The following is a 20,463-nucleotide window of genomic DNA, read 5'->3' as shown; positions in this document are numbered from 1 at the left end:
TCACTATACAAAGGAATTGTGCTACGCTCAAACGATAACTTGATGAATGATCAATACAAGATCAACCGTTTGCGGTCCGCTGTAGCAAGGCAGATCGCCGCCGATGTCGTACCTTGCGGCTTAACAAAATGAACAATATGGAGGATTTACGAATATTGCTTGTCGAAGATGAGGTCAGAATTGCAGATACCCTTCGCATGGGTTTGGGAGAGAACGGGTATGACGTAGAAGTTGCTTATGATGGTCAGATCGGATGGAGAATGTTCCAGACAAAGCGATTCAATCTTTTGATCCTTGATATTAATCTTCCCGGTATCACCGGCTACGAACTGACGAAGATGGTAAGGGCACAGAATGAAAACGTTCCGATCATTATGCTCACTGCGTTGAGCTCGCTCGATGATAAGATAGAAGGATATGATGCTGGTGCTGATGACTATATTATCAAGCCATTTGAGTTTAAAGAATTACTGATGAAGATCCGCGTACTGATGCGCAGAACAGCTGATGTACAGGCGCCGGTCGGCAATCTTCTTCGTGCAGACGACCTGTTGATGAACCTCGATACAAAAGAAGTGAAACGTGATGAGACAACAGTTCATCTCACTGCAAAGGAATTTCAATTACTGGAATACCTGCTTCGTAATAAGAACCGGGTTGTGTCGCGGGCTGATATAGCGATCAATGTATGGGATATTGATTTTGATACAAACACAAACATAATTGACGTGTATATCAATTATGTGAGGAATAAGATCGATAAACCCTTTCCCCGGAAACTTATCCAGACCCAGGTGGGAATGGGTTACATTCTAAAAGAAAGCTGATATGCCAGTAAGGTATCGCATCATTCTGCTATTTACATTGGTGGTTTTTTTCATCCTTGGAATTGTATGCGGTTCCATCTATTATTTTACGTCCACATCACGGTCTAAGATGATGAGAAGCCGGTTGACCAATCGCGCGATCACGACATCAAGACTGCTCCGTCAATCTGAGGTCTTTGACCGCCATCTTGTTCGCCGGATCGATTCCTCTATGTCCATTTCGTTAAAAAGCAAAGCTGTACAGGCATATAATGAAGAGAACAAGCGGGTATACAGCTATATGGATCGCTGGCAGGATTCGATACACAGCACAAATGAACTGCTGAATGAAGCACGCGAAAAAGGTTCGGTTTATTTCAGGGAAGGGGATAAGGAAGGTGTAGCATATTATACAGCCATGCCGGGAAATGACCTGGTGATCATTTCCGCAGCAGTGGATGAAGATGGTAAACGAAACCTCAGTTCTCTGAAACAGTTGCTCATCACCAGCTTTATCCTTGGGATCCTGATCTCCTTTGCCGGTGGGTACATCTTCTCTGCACGCCTTCTGAGGCCCGTTAAAAAGATCACGGAAGAAGTCACAGACATCTATGCGTACAACCTCGCCCGGCGGATCCAGGAAGGGAATACAAAAGATGAATGGTATAAACTATCGAAGACGCTGAATGATCTTCTGGACAGGTTGAATCAAAGCTTTGAAATGCAACGGAGGTTCATCTCCAATGCTTCACACGAGTTGTCCACCCCGTTGACACTTATCTCGAGTCAGCTTGAAGTGTCCCTGCAACGTACAAGAACAGATGAAGAGTACAGGAAGGTGATGCAGGATGTGGTGAATGATGTTCACTATATGAATAACCTTGTGCAAACGCTGTTGAAATTCGCTACGGCGTCTGGTAACCCGGGTGGCCTGAACATCGATCTGATCCGCATAGATGAAGTGCTTATGCGCATTCCCGCTTCCATACAAAAACAGGATACCTCTTTTTCTGTCTCGCTGCAATTCAATAATCTCCCGGAAGACGAAGACAAGCTGCTTGTATTCGGCAATGAAGAATTACTCTTCACCGCCTTCCGGAATATAGTAGTTAATGCCTGTAAATATTCGCCGGACCATCATGCAGAAGTGGTGCTTACCGTGTCTCCCGATCTGTTTACGATCGCTGTGATCGATAAAGGCCCTGGAATACCAGATAGCGAAGTGGAAAATATCTTCCAGCCTTTTTACAGAATGGAAGAGACAAGATCTGTAGGAGGTTTTGGTCTCGGACTTTCGCTTGCCAGCAGGATCATGAAGCTGCATAAAGGGGAGATCAATGTTGAGTCGGTATCGAATACAGGAACAACATTTGTGCTGCAATTGCCTGTTGCTGGTAAGTTATGAAGGATGGCCGTTCGCCGGCCATCCTTCACAGACCTCACACCCCGGTCTTCATCTGCTTCCCTGCAACCATTCCAATTGCCGCCCTGTGCAATATCAATGCATCATTGGCTGTGTCCATTGATATTTCAACCCACCCGTAAAACCACTGGCTATTTTTATTTACTCTCACGGCAAGAAATTCATGGTTTGCATTTTTCCACGGCTTTTCCCAATACGGCGCACCGGTAAGGCCGGTATTTTTCTTTGCCAGTTCTGCCTGACCGATCACATACCAGTCAAAACCTGAGAAAGGTTTTTCAGTGATCATTTCATCACGGCCAAGGCGCGGGGAGTCGTTTTCTCCTCCCAGCATCAATGCTGATTCTGTACCGGTTGATGCAAAGAATAAGACCTCATCTTCGTTCTCATTGGGATTGCCAATATACCATGTTGCAAATGCGATGTCCCTGATCCCATCCCGGTTGAGATCGATTGTTTTGGATTCCCCTTGTTTTACTTTGGCATCATTCAATTCAGTGATCATCATTTCAGGCAAGATCTTTGCCTCATCCGGTTGCGATCTATCAAGAGTACTGTCTCGCTTGCTGCAAGCGCTAAGGAGTATAATTGTGAAAGAAAAGATAAACAGAATTTTCATGGTAAATGTTTATTACACTTACAATGAAACATGACCAAACGTTGCATCAAATCCGGAAACGTGTATCAATTGCGCTGATCCCTGTATGAATTGCACTACTGTATCATTCGTTCTGCACAGAATAATATTTCTCGATCTCTTTACCAGTGGCGAGCACGAGACCTTCAGGCCTGTTCTCATTTACACTCCATGAACTATTCTGAAAAGAAAGATAGCCGAAATGAACCCCATCAAGTACCACATGAAAAGAAACGGGTTTCCCGGAGTCATTTAATTTTTCTGAAGGATTCACCCATCCTTCATAGTTTTTTCCTTCATAGTCAAAACGTATATCAAAGATATTTTCTTCCATGATCAGATTTTTTCTAGTGCTTTAATTGCTTTCTTCATGTCTATTCCCTTCCCGAGAACGGGTTTAAACAGGTCGCCGCGTTTCTTTAACAAGCCGGGCACATTATGAATGTTGAAGTCCTGCATTGACAGGCCTTTCTTCACTTCATTCCATTCCAGTGGCATAGAGACGGTCGCTCCGGGTTTGGGTCTTGCAGAGTATGGTGCTGCCAGCGTTGCCTGTGGGCGGTTCTGTAGAAAATCAAGGTACATTTTTCCTTTACGGGCTGATACAGCGCGTTCAATACTTGTAAATTCAGGGATCTGTTGATGGACGATAGTTGCGATGAGTCTTGCAAACTCTTTTGAATGCTCATACGTATACCTGGCTCCAAGCGGAATATAGATATGTATCCCGGTTGATCCCGAAGTCTTGGGGTAGGAGGGGATCCCTGCTCCATTCAGTATGGTATGCGTTACCTGTGCGGCTTCGATCACGTCCTCAAATTCTGTACGTTTTCCCGGATCCAGGTCAATGATACACCAGTCAGGGTTTTCAGGTTTACTGACCGTACTGCTCCACGGGTTGATCTCAATACAGCCGAGATTCGCCATATACAGCAAAGTTTCTTCGTCATTACAGATCATGTAATTTTTCTGCTGGTCTTCGTCTTTGCTTTTGTAAGGAAAGAGTTCAATCCAGTCAGCGATCTTTCCTGTAACATCTTTCTGATAAAAACTTTTTCCATTGATCCCATTAGGATAACGGTTCAGTGATTCAGGACGCCCTTTGAGATATGGCAGGATGAAAGGAGCGATCTGGTAATAGTAATTGATCAGTTCCCCCTTCGTGATCTTTTCTTTTGGCCAGTATATTTTTTGAACGTTGGTAAACTGCAATTCCTTTCCATTCAGTTTTCTTACCTGTGTTTTCTCTGATGGATTGACCACCGTTTTCCGCGATGTTTTAACTGGCGTTGTTTTCAGTTTGCTTTTAGAATTTGATCTTCCTTTCGTTTTTGTACTTACTGCCTGGGATAAATTTGTGTCTGCTATTTCGCGTTTTACATCCCTTGCATTTCTATCTTCCCGCATTCCTTCGAAAGAAGGATGACGCATCACACCGTCGGTGGTTACTTCACGATAGCTGACCTCACAAACCAGTGCGGGTTTCAGCCAGGTAGCTTTTGCTTTGGGCGGATCGGGTCTGAAGCGTGAGGGTTTGTTTACATCGGGTTCTGTCGTAAATGGCGATTTGTTTACAGTGATCGGTTTGAACAGTTTTATCATATCCTTTTGCTGCGCCTGGGTAAATCCTGTTCCGATCTTTCCTGTATAAAAGAATTTACCCTTTTCAAATACACCCACCAGCAAAGAACTGAACGGTTTTCCTGATCCTTCGTTTCGCGTGTATCCGCCGATAACGACTTCATGCCGGAGACTTGTTTTCATCTTCACCCATTCACGTGTGCGGATGCCTGGGGTATATTCACTGTCGGTTTTTTTTGCAATGATGCCTTCCAGTCCCATTTCACCGGCGGCCTTTAATAATTCCGAAGCAGTTGCCCCAAATGATTCGCTCATGCGTATGATCCCATCGTTGGGAAGATGGTCTTTTAAGATCGAACGGCGTTGGTTCAACGGCAGCCCGGTCAGATCCTTGCCATCCAGCCAAAGTATATCGAATACATAGTAAAGTAGTGTGCCGTCAGCTTCGCTTCGCCAGTTCTGAAGACTACTGAAATCAGATGCTCCATGTTCGTTGGTCACAACTACTTCTCCGTCCACAATGGCGTGCAAACCCCACTTGGACACAGCATCATAAACCGGGTAGAACTTCTCATTGAAGGATTTGTTATTGCGGGATACCAGTTCAACCTTTTTCCTGTTCATCAATGCGACGGCGCGGTATCCGTCCCATTTGATCTCATATTCCCATCCAGGCTCGTCAAACGGCTTATCCACCAAAGTGGCAAGCATGGGAGAAAAGCTGGAAGGAAATGCGGAGCGCTTGCCCGGGATGGCACTCTTATTCTTTTTCTGTGCAGCAGCACGACTCTTTACTGTTTTAGTTTTTACGGATGCCATACTTACTGTTCATCAAAATCAAGGCCGGATGGCAATCGCTAAGAGTATTCACTGATATTTTTTGAATGCCGCAACAATCATCCCTGAACAGATCAAATTTTTTTTCGGGCCCGTACCCGTTTTTTTATGAACGCAAACGATTGATTTGCGGTAATCGTAGTTTTACAGTCCAGAACGGGTATTTTTTCTCTTGGTAATCAATGCTCAACGCTTTATGTTTGTATCAGAAGTTGATTGATAGTTATATCAATCCATCCAATATCAACCGAAAGACCAGTTCCAATTAAATCCTTTAAAAAACCAATCCAATATCGGTCAACTTCTTCTTTTTACCGTCCAGAAAAAGATTCAGAAGGTCATTGCGAAGAGCAGTGGCCTTTTGCTTTTTTATGCGCGAATGATGCATGAATCAGCATGAATGTGCACGAATAGATCATTGCATATTGCAGGCAATTGACACCTTGCAAACACGCGTTGTAATGGATCTTGCCTGGATCATCCCTGTGTGGGCAAGCTCTTACCCCGATTTGTTTTGATTTTAGTCATCAACTAAAAAAATAATATTCCTAAACGGTCGTTTTTACGTAATGTGCAGCATATTTGTAGTAGATATTTGACAACCAATTTCCCAATATGAACTACACCTGGAGAATTTGCGGTAGCTTAACTTCGACACTGTAAAACCGCAACTATCCAACCAACTAATATCCCTATAATGAAAAAATGGCGTCAACTCATCCAATCCTTTTTTACCCGGTACATTGTTGCCCCGGAACCAACAACTTCAGTAGCAATTGTCAAAAGGCCTGAAGTCGATCTTCAGATGACCCGCTTCGAAGTATGGCAGTCTCTGAAGTCTGCGAAACGTCAGATCCCCTTCCTGTTAAATTATGCTGATAATCACCCTACGGTGATGGATGAGCTGCGTATGGAAGGCTGGAGGATCGATATGCAGATAGGCCCTGACGGCTCTCTTGGATACGCTATTTCAGTTGATCGCCCGAATATGATGTCCTGATCATTTAGAACATTTTACCGATAGCTAACCCCTTTCTTGAGAACAACGGGGTTACGAAAATAAAAAGGCTCCGGTTTGCGGAGCCTTTTTATTTGTATTGCCACCTGGCAGTATTATTCACCGGCGGGTTCCCACACAGTTCAATTTTGTTTCCTTCGATATCAACAACGTGTACAAACTTACCATAGTCATATGTAGCGATATCGTCCAGGATGGTCACCCCCTGGGTTTTTAATTCTGCCACCAGTGCTTCGATATTTTCCACGCGGTAGTTGATCATAAACTCTTTCGTGGATGGTTCGAAGTATTTAGTGTTATCTGCAAAGGGATTCCATGCGGTAGCGCCTTTCTTTTCAGGAGCAGCATCTTCCCGCCATTCGAACACCGCGCCATAGGCACCTGCATCTATACCGAGATGGTCTTTATACCATTGTTTGATCTTTTCCGGATCCTGCGCTTTGAAGAAGACGCCACCGATCCCTGTAACTTTTTTCATTTTTCTGTTTTGATGAGTTGATACCCCAATATTACACTTTAACGATCATCTGAAGCGGCTGCCTGTTATATTTTTCAGGCATGGGAATAGCGTCAACCGCAGACGATCTTTGACCATCCTGTCGCCTCCGGCTAATTCTTTACCAGTAACAAATACTACAACAGATGAACTTCGATGACCCGATTCACGGCGTCTCCCACCATTTGTCTCCATCAAACTTTTCACCGATTAGTAAGGGTTGTCCGATCATAGGTGTCACGATCGGGATATTTAATTCCCTGGCCCTGGCCGTAACCCTTTGTGGCGGCTCATTCCAGGGATGATTGGCCAGAGCGAACTTGGCCCAGTGGACCGGCATCAGCACTTTTGCACCAAGTTCCGCGGCCACTTCTGCCGTCTCTTCAGGCAAGAGGTGTATATCATGCCATGCAAGGTTGTACTGTCCGCATTCCAGTAAAGCAATATCGAATCCGTGGGTCTTTTCTCTGATCATCTTAAAATGCGGGCCATAGCCGGAATCGCCACCAATAAAAATACTGTAGCCAAACAGCTCCAGTATGAAAGACGACCATAATGATTCGTTTTGTATAAGACCGCGGCCTGAAAAGTGTCGCGCTGGTGTTGCTGTAATGGCGATGCCTTCTTCAGGAGTTTGCTTTTCCCACCAATCCATCTCAGTGACTTCAACTGATGACGAAACCTCCGGTAAGTATTTAGCCACACCCATTGATGTATACAGATGCTTAACACGGGGTAACAATGCTGCCAGTGTTTTTCTATCCAGGTGATCATAATGATTATGCGTGATCACGAGGTAATCGATATCCGGAAGATCTGTTGCCGTATAAACGTTCGATCCTTTAAATGCTTTGACCAAACCCGGAACAGGTGACGCATAATTGCTGAAGACGGGATCCACCAGGATCCTGATACCCTTGCATACGATCAGGTAACTTGAATGACCAAACCAGATGATCGCCGGCTTATCAGATTCAAACGATCGCAGATCCGTTTTTACCGAAGGCAGTGCATGGGTTGGGATGACCGAAGCAGGTCTTCTGAAACGCTCGGCTAATACTTTCGTCATACTGCTGCCTTTCGCCAGCGTGGTGGTAGGGATAAGATTGTGAAACCGCCCTTTCATATAATGATCCGATTCCTTCGGGATACGCCATTTTCCTTTCATTGTGTAAAATTCGGCATTTTATCCAGGCTTTTACCGGCACAAATCTGCCACCAACCGACAAAATTCATCAATCTTTCCTGCGTACCCACGGGCCTGCCACAAATGCTTCAGCTCTTCCCGGACAATCGTCCTTCAATGAAGTCAGTTTAAAAGAATCGCCTTTTGCGTCAATTTTGAAATAGCCAGCCGACGCTTTTGCACATGGACTTTTGCCATCGATCTTTGTGAATACAAGCGTATCACCACTAATGACATATTTCATTGTTTCGATCACACCAAATTCACCCGCCAGCAGATAAACAGTATCCTTACGAAAATCAAACATGCAATCATAAGGTTCCGGCACATTCGCGATACCTCTCCATTTTGTATTTTCAAATTGTGCGGACGCAGCGACTCCCACAGAGATCACAATAATTAAAAGAAACAACTTCTTCATAAAAAATAGTTTGGTTAAAACCCATCTGACGCAATCCAAAACAAAATGTTCCAATTCAATAAATATTTCCCGGGAAATGCGGATCTCCTGCATGCGTGTACATTTGCAGCGACTGGTGTTCGTTCACGTTAATTCATTACTTTTGCCGTGCAATGCAAAAAATAGCCGCATTCATATTGATCCTGGCTTTTCTCGGTCAAACATTTGACCAGGGCTTCTCTTATGTAGGCTATGTTATCAACAAGGCAGAATATCTCCGCAACTGCGAAAATAAATATCGTCCCATGCTGCACTGCGAGGGAAAGTGTCAGTTGATGAAAAAAATAGAAGCGCAGCGCAAAAAGGAAGAACAGCAGGCGCCGGAACTCAAGCTGGCCGCGAAGTCTGAAGTGATCTCTTCCAAATCATCTTTCCTGGTAAATCCTCCAGGTATTGTCATAGAGATCTCTACAAAGTATATCAACGAAAACACAGGAACCCCTGTAGACAGATCTTCTTCATTTTTCCATCCACCCAATTGTTGAGAGAGCCTTCTCCCTATAGCCGATCAATGTTTAGATCCTGGCAGCCGCGATCATAGCCGGCACTACAGGCATTTAAACCTGTCATCTTTTTATTATTAAAGTCAATAACATGGTTCGTCCTTACCACTGGTACGATCCCATGCTGACAAGGAGAATGCGTGCATTGCTCACTGCATTGATATGGGTAGCCTGGCTAACCATTCTTCTCCTGCAGTATGATCAGATCCTGCGTGTATTGATCTCGTTGAAACGCTATTTGTAATCATACAATAGCTGTTCAAAAAATCTTCTGAAAAGAGGAAGAGCATTGTATTGCCCAAACGGAAATAAATCATCTCTACAACAACTTCAACATGAAAACATATCAACAGATATTACTTCTTTGTATCAGCAGCAGCATGCTTTTCGCTACCTGCAAGAAAGAAAAAATTGAGCAGCCTTTGGAGGAACCCGTCTCCGGTACTGTCGAATTTGATAATATAATCGGCGGGCAGAACCTTTTGCTGAATACAGTTAACTACAGCAATGCATCCGGGGAACAATTCAATATAACACTGTTGCAATATTATATCAGCAATATATCGCTCCGGAAAACCGATGGATCAGTATATACCGTCAATCAGGACAGCAGTTATTTCCTGGTCAGGGAAAATGATCCGTCAACCCGGTTTGCAAGGTTTAAAATACCTGCCGGCGATTATGATCAGCTGAGCTTTGTTATTGGTGTCGATAGTCTTAGAAGCACAATGGACATCAGCAAAAGGACAGGTGTACTTGACCCAGCGGGAGGCCATGATGATGGTATGTACTGGGGATGGAACAGTGGATATATCTTCTTTAAAATGGAAGGGATATCTCCTTCGGCACCTGTAGATCCAAGTGGCCAGCGTAAATTCCGTTACCATATCGGTGGTTTTGGAGGGTATTCAGCGCCAACGATCAACAATATCAGGAAGGTGACGATCGATCTGAAAGCCTCCGGCATTATGCAGGCAAGACACGGCAGAACGCCCAATATCCACCTGATGGCTGATATCTTAAAAGTGTTCAACGGGGCGAATACTTTGAGCATTGCTACAAATCCGACTGTGATGTTCAGTGACTACAGCACAAAAGTGTCCGCTAATTATTCATCGCTATTCTATCATGATCATACAGAAAACTAAGCCAGCTTATGAATATCCGTTTTATCTCATTCACAGCAGGCTTTGTCCTGTTGATATCCTGCAGCAAGGAGATCATGGATCATTTCAGAGGTTTTCAACAGCCTGCAAATTTTCCTGCTCCGGTTTACCGGATGAGTGATAACCCCATTACGGAAGATGGATTTATCCTGGGTCGTAAATTATTTTACGAACCCAGGCTTTCAAGAAATAATACCGTCTCCTGTGGAAGTTGTCATATTCAGTCGTCTGCATTCACACAGCATGGTCATGATGTCAGTCATGGAATTGACGATCGCCTGGGAAGCCGTAATTCCCAGGCTATCATGAATCTGGCATGGTCGCCCAACTTTTTCTGGGATGGCGGCGTTTTCGATCTGGATCTTCAGCCGATCGTCCCGATCACTAACCATGTTGAAATGGATGAGACCGTTGAGAACGTTCTTGCAAAGCTCAGGTTGCATCCACAGTATCCTGCACTGTTCAAAAAAGCATTTGGTTCTGAAGAGATCACCACTGCGAGAACCATGAAGGCTTTATCTCAGTTTATGCTGATGTGCGTAAGCAGTGAGTCGAAGTATGACAGCGTGAAGAACGGTACTGCCAGTTTCACGGATGCTGAAGAAAAAGGGTATATGATCTTCCGGGAGAAATGCGGCAGCTGCCATAAGGAACCCTTATTCACCGATCATTCATTTCGCAATAACGGCATTCCTGTCGGACCAAATAATGATGAAGGCCGATACCTGGTAACTCTGAATGAAACTGACCGGTATAAATTCAAAGTGCCGAGCCTGCGCAACCTTGAGTTTACCGCGCCCTACATGCACGACGGTCGTTTCCTTAACCTGGATGCCGTGCTGGACCATTACAATGCTGGCGTGCAGTCCACACCCAATATAGATCCTGCACTGGTAAACGGGATCCGGCTTCAGCCGACGGAAAGAACTCAACTTCTTACATTTCTTAAAACACTTAGCGACCGGAAATTCTTAAACAACCGGTTGCTCGCAGAACAATAGCATTTAAAAAAAATCTTAATGAAACATTTATTCAACGCAATACTGCCGGTGTTCTTACTGATCATGCTCACCGCATGCGGCAGCGATAATGAAAAGACATCAGGCAACGAAGTTTCTTCCGGCCATAAAGGCCATATGATGCCGCCGGCAGACGGCAACTACTGTGACAGTATAAATGCCGGATTGATCCGGCCGGATACTATGAAAGGCAGCCCGGTAAGAACAGCAATGGCTACGATCAACGGTACACATATTCATATAGAATATGGTTCACCGGGAGTGAAGGACCGGATCATCTGGGGCGGACTGGTCGCATATGATAAAGTCTGGGCAACAGGTGCACATAATGCAACAACCGTCCAGTTCAGCGCTCCGGTGATTATTGGCGGGAAGGAGATCCCAAAGGGAACGTACGGCCTGTTCACCATTCCCGGCAGATCAGGCTGGCAGGTCATTCTGAATACGAGGTTCGAGCAGCACCTGGCAGATGATTATTCAGTGGATGAAGATATCGTCAGGATCGCTGTTCAGCCAAAGCAAAACTCCATGACCCAACGGCTCACCTACTATGTAACGCCGGCAGCAAATGACGGAGGAGAGATCAGTATGCGCTGGGAAAAGGTGGAGATCATTATCCCATTTAAAACCAATGTTGTTTAGTTAGAGATCGTCCTACACCAGCCCGATGGCCGCATTTGTATGGAACCTATTGGTATAGGGTATCGACACTAGTAGGTATATGTATTTTCGGCCAACGGCCATCGGTCATCGGCCAACGAATGAACTTTCGGAAAAATCCTTTACTAAACGACATTGCATTTAAAATCGTTAAACCATGAAGAAGATCTGCAGCCTGCTCATCCTGTTATATGCCCTTCCTTCGTTCGCCTGCGATATATGTGGCGCCGGATCAGGTGGTTCCTATCTCGGTATTATGCCCTCTTTCCGCAAGAAGTTCATCGGTGTAAGATATCAATACAATAGCCTCCGGCACCATCTCGGGCCAGGCGGCAGTATCAATTATCTTACCACTACCGAAGCTTATAATACGGTGGAGGTATGGGGAGCCGTCAATCTTGGCAGTAAGTTCAGAGTGACGGCGTTTGTTCCATACAATTTTATAAAACGGACCAACCAACAGGAGAATATAAAAGACCAGGGAATAGGGGATATCACTGTTATTGGCTACTATCAATTGCTGAATAGAACGAACGATGCTGATGTTCTCCGGCATTCGTTATGGATAGGAGCAGGTGCAAAGCTCCCTTCCGGGAAATATGATCCTGAAGATAAGAATATACAACAGGCCTCTCAGAATACCTTTCAGCTGGGAACAGGAAGTGTAGATCTTTCCGTTCATGCAATGTATGATCTTTCTTACCGGCAAACAGGGCTGAACCTGAATATTGGTTACAAGATGAATACATCCAATAAATATGAATACAGGTATGGAAATAAATTCACTTCCAATGCGCTGTTCTATCACCGGCTTAATATCGCCGGTAAAGTCTCCGTCGCCCCGAATGCAGGGGTGATGTTTGAAAGTGCCGGAAAGGATCATAAGACCAGAGATATACAGTCGTGGGAGACAGGTGGCTTTGCTTTACTTGGTACAGCCGGACTCGAAACCTCAATAGGCCGGATCAATGTTGGCGCAAACTTTCAGACACCGCTCAGCCAGGAACTGGGGGAAGGGAAGTTAAAGGGAAGAGATAGAGTGATGATGCATGTTGGTCTTGCTTTTTAGGTCCAGCGATCAACCAAAGGCGTTGATCTCATTAATGGAGTAAATGGGGGCAAAACACTCGTCGTGAACTCCAAACTGAAACGCTCTCTTATCATCTTTCCGTCTGGCGGTTTTTTCCGGCTTCTGGAAGGAGGATGAGAGAGCGTTTGGTTTGGAGCTTCTCTTAATGCACGGATTGGTGTTAACTATTCCTGCTGAAAAGCTTTAGTGTTGTCAGCGCGATCACTCTCGAGCATGACGGAGTAAGGATCCACACAGATGGTCGCGGGTTTCGCATTCATTACCCACCGGAACTTGTTACTGTTTCCATTGAGGAAAAACTTATTAATGTAAACGGGTTCTGCTACTGAAGGCCGCCGGCCGGGAATGTTGCCGAAAACGGCAATATCAATGCTGTCACTGATCGGGATCTCCCGGGTTGAGCGAAAGGAACCGTCCATTTTTCTGGCGGATACAGTGCATTCAATCTCGAATTGGCCGTCTTGTAATGGCCGTATGGTTGCCCTGTCGACAGACAGGTTCCAGGTGATCCGTTTGCTAAACAGGTCTGTTATTAAGTTATTTTCATTTTCAGATGCCCCAATTGTCAGCGCCTGTTTTAAACCGGCTGTGTTTGCCCTGATCCCGGTGGAAGAATGCTTCATTAAAAAACTTTTCAGCTTTTCACTCATTTGCTGTTCACCGATGCTTTCCTGTATGGCATACAGCCCGATTCCGCCTTTCTGGTAATAAACAAAGGGCTGATTGATCACTGTATCCATCGTATGCTCCTCTTCTGCGAATTCACGGTAAATGAAATAAAGCCTGCTGTCATTCTCCAGGTAGTTTCGGAGGTATGATCGTCCGAATCTTTTTTGTACCACCATATTTTCGGTATACTTCGCGAGAGATTCTGTCAGAACTTTACTTCCCGGCTCTGCTGAAGGTTGTAGCTTTGTTCCCCACCATTGATGTGCGGTTTCATGGGCAGCTATTGCATAAGCATGATTCACTTTACTTGTATCGCGGTAGTCACTCAGGTAGTTGATCCGCTCCGCGTTGAACATCACTCCCGGATAAGCTGTTGCGGCACCGCCGTACTGTGGCACTTCCGCCATTTTCAGAGAGGAAAATGGATAATCGCCGAAGTTTTTACGGCAATAATCAAGTGCGTCTTTCATTCCCAGCAGCATCGCTGTTGTATTGGCTTCATGCCCCGGATGATAATACAATTCGATCCTCACATTGTCGTATATTTCGGACCTTACCTTGTATGCCGCAGAACTCAGCGCAAACATGAACGGAATAGGTTGTTCCGATCTATATCGGAAAAAAGAACGACCGTTTTTCTCCCATGTTTCTTTAAGCGAACCAACTGATACTACGCTCTGGCCTTTTTCACTGGATATTGTTGTTTCATAATCCACCAGGTGATACAATGTATCAGGAGGCAACAGGGATGGTTTTTCCGGAAGATGGTTTGCCAGCCGGCTTACTTTATCATCTGTCTCATACCGGTCGTTGTATCCGATGTATGGAAGGAATTTCTCCAATTCTATATAGGTGCCATCTGGGGCGACGTTATTTTCTGCATCGAACGAAGTAAACCCCGACCGGGTGATCTCAAGGGAAAATAAAATGCTGATGCGATCGCCGGGCTTAAGTGGAGTGGAGAGCGCATATTCGTACTGACCAAACACAGCATCGTGGGTGAGTAGTTTCGCACCCGCTATGGCAATATCGGCAGAGGTTACAGATGGATCAATGCCAAGCCAGAGGCTGGCCAGGGGAACTGCCGACCCGTTTTTCAGTTGATATGTTCCTCTTACGGTATAGCGAAGATCAGCTGGAAAGATGTCTACTTCTGTTTTGACGGAAGTGATAAATGGTTGTATAGTTAACGCTTTCGCCCGGTACTTCTTTTCATAATCGATCTGCCATTGCAATTTTGCCCCGCGGCTTTTATATCCGCCAGTAGTATTTGTTTGATGATAGATCCATCCGCCGGCGACGATCATAACCGCAATGCTGGCCGCTGGAAGAAGTAAGGCTTTTAACGTGAACTGCTTCCGGAGTTGCAGCAATCGTTGTTTGAATCCTGTTGCCCTGGTATTCTGCCAAAGACCGATACTGATCGCTGACAGTAGTAACGCAAAACAGCCCCAGTATAGCATGTACCAGTTGAAGGAGGTTGCATTCCTGCCGAATCCGTTCATCGCAGTATAAAATAATTCAGGGACAGAGGCGTATCTCAACATATAATGTTCTATTCCCAGCCTGGCACTGAAGACGATGGTGGCGGTTACCAGCGCTGCGAGCATTATTCCCAGGTACTTATTTGAACATAAGGTTATGATGAATAGTATCAGCACTGAAAACAACAGCAGGGGAATACCACAATAGTAATACAACTGAAGGTAGGCGGTAAAGTCGATCTGGCTGTAACCACTCATGACCTGTATCGCAATTCCGATACCGATGTTAGCGGTGATCACAAATGCGATCAGGACTGCCAGGCAGGCCAGCTTCGCCGCCCAGGGAATGATGTTTCGCAGCGGGCTGGAGTAGATGAGTGAATGCATATTGGCAGATCGTTCACGCCACGTGAGTTCGGCTGCATAGAAAATGATCAATACCAATACTGGCCTGATCACCACGAATTGCTCAATGATCACGCTTGTATCGGGGTAGGATCGGATACTGTATATGCCACCGAACAAAGTGTCTTTCAATTCTACGGCATACATAAAGACCCATACGATCATCATGACCATAAAAGGGATATGTTTGAACAGGGCGGCTGTTTCCAGGCGAAACTGTGATCTGAATGCTTTCAATACGTAAGAGAACCCGGTTGCAGATGTGTTTACCGGTCGATAGGCCGTGAGAGCTGACAGGGCAATCTTTTTCTCCTTTATTTTTTTTGTTTCCTGCAGTTTCAGTTCAAAACGAAAAGATCTGAAAGTAAGTGCAAGTACCAGTAATGATAGGGTGGTCCATGCCAACCGGTTCACAAGGAAAAGCCCTTCGGGCATCATCAGCAGGCTATTCCTTTGCTGCGCCGTCCAGTTTTTTGTTTCGCTGAAAAAGATCGAAAGCCCAAACGGATCTGCGATCAACGCCATGCTTCCCGGTGCATTCAACGGATCAGCATTGGCGAGCAGAGGGGAGTTGCCGAGCATTGATCCTGCCCAGTAAAAGACGTATAGCAGAACTCCGGAAGCATATACTAAACGGATACTACTGCTCAGGACCGCAGCGCTGAACAGGATCGCACAGCACAGCAAGACGTTGGGTGCGCCGATGGTAATGATGGCGTATACGTAGTGCAGGAGATGGAACGTTCCAACTTCTGATGACGGTAATAAAAAACAACCGGCGATCATTCCCAGCGAAGTACACACCAGGCTCATCAGCACGGCCAGGAACAAACCGGTGAAACGTGTGATGAAATAGCTGCGTTTACGTATGCTTGTGGTGAACAGCATAGAATCCATCCTGTATGTTTTATCACGCAGTATAACGTTGGCACAAAACAGGGTTCCTGAAAAAATAGTACAGAGAGAAAGCAGCCCGGTTATATTCATGATCACATAGGGGCTATTCTTATAAACATCATTTCCAAACCCGCCACGAACGGCTATCATGCCCAGCAGGAAGAATATAAGTAACGCGATCCGGAAAACCGTTTGTGAGGAATGGTATTTCAGTTCAAATCGTAATAATCTGTTCAGCATATCACACCTCCTTTTACTTCAGGTTGTTTGCCGAATAACGCAGAGAAATATACATCTTCGAGTTCCGGATAAAATGATTCGAAGCCTTCAGCAGGCTGCGTTGGGGAAATCGCGTGTACGGTTATTTGTCCGCCGGTCAGTCTTGTGGAGATCACGTCCAGTGTTTGCTGGTAAACCGGCAAAGCTGATTTTGGTACGATCTTCTTCCAGATCATACCATCCAGTTGCTGAGTGAGGCTGGCCGGTTTGCCTTTTAGTATAACTTTTCCGCCCGCGAGGATCGCCATCTCTGAACAGAGATCGTGAACATCTTCCACAATATGTGTTGAAAGCAGTACGACGATGTTTTCACCGATCTCACTTAACAGATCATGGAAGCGGTTCCTTTCCAAAGGGTCAAGGCCTGCTGTGGGCTCATCGACGATGATCAGTTTGGGATCTCCAAGCAATGCCTGCGCAATTCCAAACCGTTGACGCATGCCCCCGGAGAATGAACTGACTGCGCGCTTTCTTTCAGTGTAAAGATTTGTCTGTTGCAATAACGCAGCAACCTGTTCTTTTCGCTGCTTTTTATTGAGTACGCCTTTCAGTACAGCCATATGGTCCAGCAGATCCAGTGCGGAGACGCGGGGGTAAACGCCAAAGTCCTGCGGAAGATAGCCAAGCTGCATTCTCAGCTGTTCAGGATGCTGCAGCACGTTGATACCATCGAAACTTATCTGGCCGCTATCGGGTTGCTGAAGGGTGGCAAGCGTTCGCATCAGTGAGGACTTACCCGCGCCGTTTGGGCCAAGCAATCCGAACATTCCGCTGGAGATCGTCAAAGAGACATTGTCCAGCGCCTTTACGCCGTTCTTATACGTTTTACAGAGATCAGTAATTTCAAGGTGTTGCATGTGTGTGTTATGTTGATTTCTGCGCCAAAGTAGGATAGCCTCATGCAGCAGGAAAGTAATAATGAGAAAAGGCATTGCATCACGGATGAACGTCTTCAAAGAGCGGAGAAGCGTACCTGGCTTACTTACGTCATCAAAAAAGATCCGTTGATCATTCTGTTTTTGCAGACAGCCCGGATTGTGCGTTTTTTACAGGTATGCAACATTTAACAGGAAAAAGAGTGCTCGAGAAGCTGATCACATATCGCGAAGCCTGTTTTTTCTTTGGCCTTTGGTTATGGATCACCGTTATTATGGGGATGGAAGGAAGTGCGGCCAATTGGAAGATCTTTTTCAGAACCTTTGCCCTGCTTTCCCTGATGATGCTTCCAATGATCATATTCTCCCTGGTCAAGCCATTAATGCAAAAAACGTTTAGTAAGCGTATGTTCGTTCTTTGCTGGTTGCTTTTTTTCGGAGGGATCGTCCCGGGGCTGGCTTTACTTGGACCAGGGATGGGAGACAGGGAAATACCCGGCTGGCTGTTTGGTGCCTGTGCCATCTGTGGGATCGTACTTGAATTGCTTCTTGTTGCAAATGATTATTATCGCAAAAGGATCGCAGGAATTACGTGGGTGAGAAAACTTAGTCTGGAGAAAGCGGTGTTTATCATTCTTGTTATTCTTGCTGTCATGCTGTCCGCGATGGCCGTATCCAGTATGGATGATCCCCGTTTTCATTCTGAAGAAAGATTGCTGATCGGCTTTGTTCTGAACCCTTCACAGATTATCAGGCATTTTGGGATGTTCTGCGGTATGTTCATGCAGTTCCTGGTGATCTATATGGCGGGTTATCTCATCTTTCTTATTAACAGCCGCTTCCTGGTTGCGGTCATGTTAAAGAAACACGGATTGATCGCGTACGTACTCAGTATGCTCACAGTTGTAGCGATACTGTACCCGGTCTTATTTCAGCTGCTGATGATATTGCCGATAAATAGACTGCTCGGCCCGATCTTTACTTCCAATCCATTTGCTGCGGAAAATGCAGCAGGCGCGGTATCCATAATGATCTTAACGCTACCGGTTCTTCTTTCCCAGCAATGGACCCGGCAGAACAGCCAGATCGTATCACTGGAGAAAGAGAAGACCCAGGCGGAGTTGGATCTGCTGAAGCAACAGATCAATCCACACTTTCTTTTTAACACGTTGAATAACCTGTATTCACTCAGTCTTCATCATTCTGAAAAAACGCCGGACAGTATCCTTCAGTTATCCGACCTTATGCGTTATGTGATCTATAAGGGCAGGGAAGAAAAGGTGCGATTGGAAGAGGAGATCCGATATATAGAGGATTTCATGGATCTTCAAAGAATGCGTTTGAGACAACCACTTGATCTTCGTTTTGAACAGGACATTGCGGATCCTTATCAGCAGATAGCTCCCTTATTGCTGATCGTTTTTATAGAAAATGCTTTCAAGCACGGTATTGAGCCAGCGGAAGACGCGGCCTTTTTACACCTGATGCTGAAGGCTGATCCGCGTGAATTGATCTTTACCTGCAGTAATTCTTTTGAGAAAGGAAATGATAAGGAGACCGGCATTGGCCTGGATAATCTGCGCAAACGGCTCGAGCTACTTTATCCGGGTAAACACAGGCTGCATACCGAAGTAAAAAATCATACTTTTAAAGCTGAACTCCAAATCAATTTCACATGAGTTTGCGTTGCCTGATCGTGGATGATGAACCTTTGGCCCATGATGTGATCCTGAAATATATGGAAGACGTTCCTTTCCTGGAAAAGGCGGGGCAGTGTTTTCGTGCAACGGAAGCAATGGAGTTTCTTAGTCACAACACGGTAGATCTCATCTTTCTCGACATACGCATGCCCAGGCTCACTGGTCTCGATCTGCTTCGTTCATTGCAGCAAAAGCCGCTGGTGATCATCACATCTGCTTATGAAGAATATGCACTGGAGAGTTTTGATCTGGATGTGTGTGATTATCTGTTGAAGCCATTTCGCTTCGATCGCTTTTTGAAAGCAGCGAACCGCGCACTGGCTATGTATACATTGAAGAAGCAATCCGGAACCACCAGCTTTGCACCAGCTCCTCCCGCTACAGAAACAGAACCAGCCCATATCTACATCAAGTCTGATAAAAAATTTATCCAGGTACAACTTGAAGAGATCCACTACCTCGAAAGCCTTGGTAACTATGTGAAAGTATGGGAAGAAAAAAAGTACCTGTTAACCGCCAGAACTCTGACAAGCTTTGAAGAACAACTACCGGCGGAACAATTTATCCGCATTCATAAATCTTTTATACTGAACAAAAAGTTTGTGCAGTATATCGAAGGGAATTTTATTAAACTGAAGAATGGGGCAGAGCTTCCGGTGGGGAAGAATTACCGGCAGGAAGTGAAGCAACTGCTGGGGGGGTGAAGGTGCTGGCAGCGGGGCGGTTTTTCGACCGGGGAGCGTCGAAAAACTCTGTGTATGTTTTTTGCCGGGCGGGCAAGGGCGCTGTTTTTTCGAGGGGAGGTCGAAGACTCCGTTTACATTTTTTGCCGGAGGGGCAAGGGCCTTTTTTTCGACGGGAGGTCGAAAGACTCTGTTTACTTTTTTTGCCTTGATGCAAAAAAAGATCAAGGCTACGCGCAAATAGCCAGCCCCGCACTCGATGCGGGGGCTAAAAATTATGGGCTGCACCTGGCACTAAAATAAACTCGCCGGAAAAATGTTTTGGATTGATTGGCGTGTTGGCTCAGACAATATTTTAGCGCCCTCGCCTTCGGCTCGTCGGTTACGCCCATAATTTTCTTAACGCCATTTGCGCTATTCCGCCGCTCTTAAAGCAGGCAGAAGGCCTCGACAGGATTGTAACCTTACGGTTCAAGTAAGTTTTTCTATTACCTTATTATAAAACATATCAATAGAAGAGTATCCTTTTCAAACTATGATACAGCTACTGAGTTATAACGAATCTTCCTCGCAAACGAATCCTCCTCTT

Annotated in this window: 19 protein-coding genes; 11 read left to right on the top strand and 8 right to left on the bottom strand. The window is 45.4% G+C overall.

The features are described from left to right. Positions 1-137: 137 nt before the first annotated feature. Together LZZ85_RS22190 and LZZ85_RS22185 are read left to right on the top strand one after the other, a co-directional pair. Positions 138-827 carry a response regulator transcription factor gene (locus LZZ85_RS22190; protein ID WP_237875559.1) on the top strand — a complete coding sequence of 230 codons (690 nt, stop codon included), beginning with the start codon at positions 138-140 and terminating at the stop codon, positions 825-827. A gap of 1 nt (position 828) precedes the next feature. Continuing rightward, positions 829-2,211: a HAMP domain-containing sensor histidine kinase gene (locus LZZ85_RS22185; protein WP_237875558.1), complete on the top strand. Its 1,383-nt coding sequence runs from the start codon at positions 829-831 to the stop codon at positions 2,209-2,211. Between the two features lie 34 nt (positions 2,212-2,245). On the opposite strand, the gene LZZ85_RS22180 is transcribed toward LZZ85_RS22185, so the two are convergent. From LZZ85_RS22180 to ligD, 3 genes are all read right to left on the bottom strand, one after another. Further along, complete coding sequence (locus LZZ85_RS22180) at positions 2,246-2,848, bottom strand: hypothetical protein (protein ID WP_237875557.1); 603 nt, start codon at positions 2,846-2,848, stop codon at positions 2,246-2,248. Positions 2,849-2,951: 103 nt separating this feature from the next. After that, on the bottom strand, positions 2,952-3,200 hold the full coding sequence (locus LZZ85_RS22175) for a hypothetical protein (RefSeq protein ID WP_237875556.1): 249 nt from the start codon (positions 3,198-3,200) through the stop codon (positions 2,952-2,954). A gap of 2 nt (positions 3,201-3,202) precedes the next feature. After that, positions 3,203-5,266 (bottom strand): DNA ligase D, encoded by a 2,064-nt coding sequence (gene ligD, locus LZZ85_RS22170; RefSeq protein ID WP_237875555.1) that lies wholly within the window; start codon positions 5,264-5,266, stop codon positions 3,203-3,205. Between the two features lie 715 nt (positions 5,267-5,981). Between ligD and LZZ85_RS22165 the strand changes: the two genes are divergently transcribed. Further along, positions 5,982-6,284: a hypothetical protein gene (locus LZZ85_RS22165; protein WP_237875554.1), complete on the top strand. Its 303-nt coding sequence runs from the start codon at positions 5,982-5,984 to the stop codon at positions 6,282-6,284. A gap of 88 nt (positions 6,285-6,372) precedes the next feature. On the opposite strand, the gene LZZ85_RS22160 is transcribed toward LZZ85_RS22165, so the two are convergent. The 3 genes from LZZ85_RS22160 to LZZ85_RS22150 all read right to left on the bottom strand — a co-directional run bounded on the left by LZZ85_RS22160 (position 6,373) and on the right by LZZ85_RS22150 (position 8,405). Then, positions 6,373-6,780: a VOC family protein gene (locus tag LZZ85_RS22160; protein ID WP_237875553.1), complete on the bottom strand. Its 408-nt coding sequence runs from the start codon at positions 6,778-6,780 to the stop codon at positions 6,373-6,375. A gap of 184 nt (positions 6,781-6,964) precedes the next feature. Further along, a complete protein-coding gene (locus tag LZZ85_RS22155; RefSeq protein WP_237875552.1) occupies positions 6,965-7,966 on the bottom strand; it encodes an MBL fold metallo-hydrolase in 1,002 nt (333 codons plus the stop codon). Positions 7,967-8,033: 67 nt separating this feature from the next. Next, a complete protein-coding gene (locus LZZ85_RS22150) occupies positions 8,034-8,405 on the bottom strand; it encodes a hypothetical protein (protein WP_237875551.1) in 372 nt (123 codons plus the stop codon). A 152-nt stretch (positions 8,406-8,557) separates the two neighbouring features. Between LZZ85_RS22150 and LZZ85_RS22145 the strand changes: the two genes are divergently transcribed. The 6 genes from LZZ85_RS22145 (at position 8,558) to LZZ85_RS22120 (ending at position 12,861) form a co-directional block, all read left to right on the top strand. Further along, positions 8,558-8,929, top strand: a complete 372-nt coding sequence (locus LZZ85_RS22145; protein ID WP_237875550.1) for a hypothetical protein — start codon at positions 8,558-8,560, stop codon at positions 8,927-8,929. Between the two features lie 109 nt (positions 8,930-9,038). After that, entirely contained in the window at positions 9,039-9,191 is a 153-nt protein-coding gene (locus LZZ85_RS22140; protein ID WP_237875549.1) for a hypothetical protein, read from the top strand. A gap of 91 nt (positions 9,192-9,282) precedes the next feature. Beyond that, on the top strand, positions 9,283-10,095 hold the full coding sequence (locus LZZ85_RS22135) for an MbnP family protein (RefSeq protein ID WP_237875548.1): 813 nt from the start codon (positions 9,283-9,285) through the stop codon (positions 10,093-10,095). A gap of 8 nt (positions 10,096-10,103) precedes the next feature. Then, the gene (locus tag LZZ85_RS22130; RefSeq protein ID WP_237875547.1) at positions 10,104-11,114 is read left to right on the top strand and encodes a cytochrome-c peroxidase; all 1,011 of its coding nucleotides are present in this window, start codon (positions 10,104-10,106) and stop codon (positions 11,112-11,114) included. Positions 11,115-11,132: 18 nt separating this feature from the next. Continuing rightward, positions 11,133-11,774: a DUF2911 domain-containing protein gene (locus LZZ85_RS22125; RefSeq protein WP_237875546.1), complete on the top strand. Its 642-nt coding sequence runs from the start codon at positions 11,133-11,135 to the stop codon at positions 11,772-11,774. 175 nt (positions 11,775-11,949) lie between these two features. Beyond that, positions 11,950-12,861: a transporter gene (locus LZZ85_RS22120; RefSeq protein WP_237875545.1), complete on the top strand. Its 912-nt coding sequence runs from the start codon at positions 11,950-11,952 to the stop codon at positions 12,859-12,861. Between the two features lie 185 nt (positions 12,862-13,046). Here LZZ85_RS22120 and LZZ85_RS22115 read toward each other — a convergent pair whose 3' ends face one another. Continuing rightward, positions 13,047-16,577: an ABC transporter permease/M1 family aminopeptidase gene (locus LZZ85_RS22115; RefSeq protein WP_237875544.1), complete on the bottom strand. Its 3,531-nt coding sequence runs from the start codon at positions 16,575-16,577 to the stop codon at positions 13,047-13,049. Further along, positions 16,571-17,473, bottom strand: a complete 903-nt coding sequence (locus tag LZZ85_RS22110; protein WP_237875543.1) for an ABC transporter ATP-binding protein — start codon at positions 17,471-17,473, stop codon at positions 16,571-16,573. The genes LZZ85_RS22115 and LZZ85_RS22110 overlap by 7 nt, the downstream gene beginning before the upstream one ends. Positions 17,474-17,670: 197 nt before the next feature. On the opposite strand from LZZ85_RS22110, the gene LZZ85_RS22105 reads away from it, so the two are divergent. Then, positions 17,671-19,170 (top strand): sensor histidine kinase, encoded by a 1,500-nt coding sequence (locus LZZ85_RS22105; RefSeq protein ID WP_237875542.1) that lies wholly within the window; start codon positions 17,671-17,673, stop codon positions 19,168-19,170. Further along, positions 19,167-19,895 carry a LytR/AlgR family response regulator transcription factor gene (locus LZZ85_RS22100; protein WP_237875541.1) on the top strand — a complete coding sequence of 243 codons (729 nt, stop codon included), beginning with the start codon at positions 19,167-19,169 and terminating at the stop codon, positions 19,893-19,895. Before LZZ85_RS22105 ends, LZZ85_RS22100 begins: the two co-directional genes overlap by 4 nt. Positions 19,896-20,463 lie beyond the last annotated feature (568 nt).

The organism is Terrimonas ginsenosidimutans, from assembly GCF_022012415.1.
Lineage (GTDB): Bacteria > Bacteroidota > Bacteroidia > Chitinophagales > Chitinophagaceae > Terrimonas_A > Terrimonas_A ginsenosidimutans.
Note: the sequence above shows the minus strand (reverse complement) of the source record. Positions and strands in the feature narration are given on the sequence as shown.

What these genes read in the sequence shown, in the direction of transcription:
- LZZ85_RS22190 (WP_237875559.1), top strand. Translation starts at nt 138, where the DNA reads ATGGAGGATTTACGAATATTGCTTGTCGAAGATGAGGTCAGAATTGCA.
- LZZ85_RS22185 (WP_237875558.1), top strand. Translation starts at nt 829, where the DNA reads ATGCCAGTAAGGTATCGCATCATTCTGCTATTTACATTGGTGGTTTTT.
- LZZ85_RS22180 (WP_237875557.1), bottom strand. Translation starts at nt 2,848, where the DNA reads ATGAAAATTCTGTTTATCTTTTCTTTCACAATTATACTCCTTAGCGCT.
- LZZ85_RS22175 (WP_237875556.1), bottom strand. Translation starts at nt 3,200, where the DNA reads ATGGAAGAAAATATCTTTGATATACGTTTTGACTATGAAGGAAAAAAC.
- ligD (WP_237875555.1), bottom strand. Translation starts at nt 5,266, where the DNA reads ATGGCATCCGTAAAAACTAAAACAGTAAAGAGTCGTGCTGCTGCACAG.
- LZZ85_RS22165 (WP_237875554.1), top strand. Translation starts at nt 5,982, where the DNA reads ATGAAAAAATGGCGTCAACTCATCCAATCCTTTTTTACCCGGTACATT.
- LZZ85_RS22160 (WP_237875553.1), bottom strand. Translation starts at nt 6,780, where the DNA reads ATGAAAAAAGTTACAGGGATCGGTGGCGTCTTCTTCAAAGCGCAGGAT.
- LZZ85_RS22155 (WP_237875552.1), bottom strand. Translation starts at nt 7,966, where the DNA reads ATGAAAGGAAAATGGCGTATCCCGAAGGAATCGGATCATTATATGAAA.
- LZZ85_RS22150 (WP_237875551.1), bottom strand. Translation starts at nt 8,405, where the DNA reads ATGAAGAAGTTGTTTCTTTTAATTATTGTGATCTCTGTGGGAGTCGCT.
- LZZ85_RS22145 (WP_237875550.1), top strand. Translation starts at nt 8,558, where the DNA reads ATGCAAAAAATAGCCGCATTCATATTGATCCTGGCTTTTCTCGGTCAA.
- LZZ85_RS22140 (WP_237875549.1), top strand. Translation starts at nt 9,039, where the DNA reads ATGGTTCGTCCTTACCACTGGTACGATCCCATGCTGACAAGGAGAATG.
- LZZ85_RS22135 (WP_237875548.1), top strand. Translation starts at nt 9,283, where the DNA reads ATGAAAACATATCAACAGATATTACTTCTTTGTATCAGCAGCAGCATG.
- LZZ85_RS22130 (WP_237875547.1), top strand. Translation starts at nt 10,104, where the DNA reads ATGAATATCCGTTTTATCTCATTCACAGCAGGCTTTGTCCTGTTGATA.
- LZZ85_RS22125 (WP_237875546.1), top strand. Translation starts at nt 11,133, where the DNA reads ATGAAACATTTATTCAACGCAATACTGCCGGTGTTCTTACTGATCATG.
- LZZ85_RS22120 (WP_237875545.1), top strand. Translation starts at nt 11,950, where the DNA reads ATGAAGAAGATCTGCAGCCTGCTCATCCTGTTATATGCCCTTCCTTCG.
- LZZ85_RS22115 (WP_237875544.1), bottom strand. Translation starts at nt 16,577, where the DNA reads ATGCTGAACAGATTATTACGATTTGAACTGAAATACCATTCCTCACAA.
- LZZ85_RS22110 (WP_237875543.1), bottom strand. Translation starts at nt 17,473, where the DNA reads ATGCAACACCTTGAAATTACTGATCTCTGTAAAACGTATAAGAACGGC.
- LZZ85_RS22105 (WP_237875542.1), top strand. Translation starts at nt 17,671, where the DNA reads ATGCAACATTTAACAGGAAAAAGAGTGCTCGAGAAGCTGATCACATAT.
- LZZ85_RS22100 (WP_237875541.1), top strand. Translation starts at nt 19,167, where the DNA reads ATGAGTTTGCGTTGCCTGATCGTGGATGATGAACCTTTGGCCCATGAT.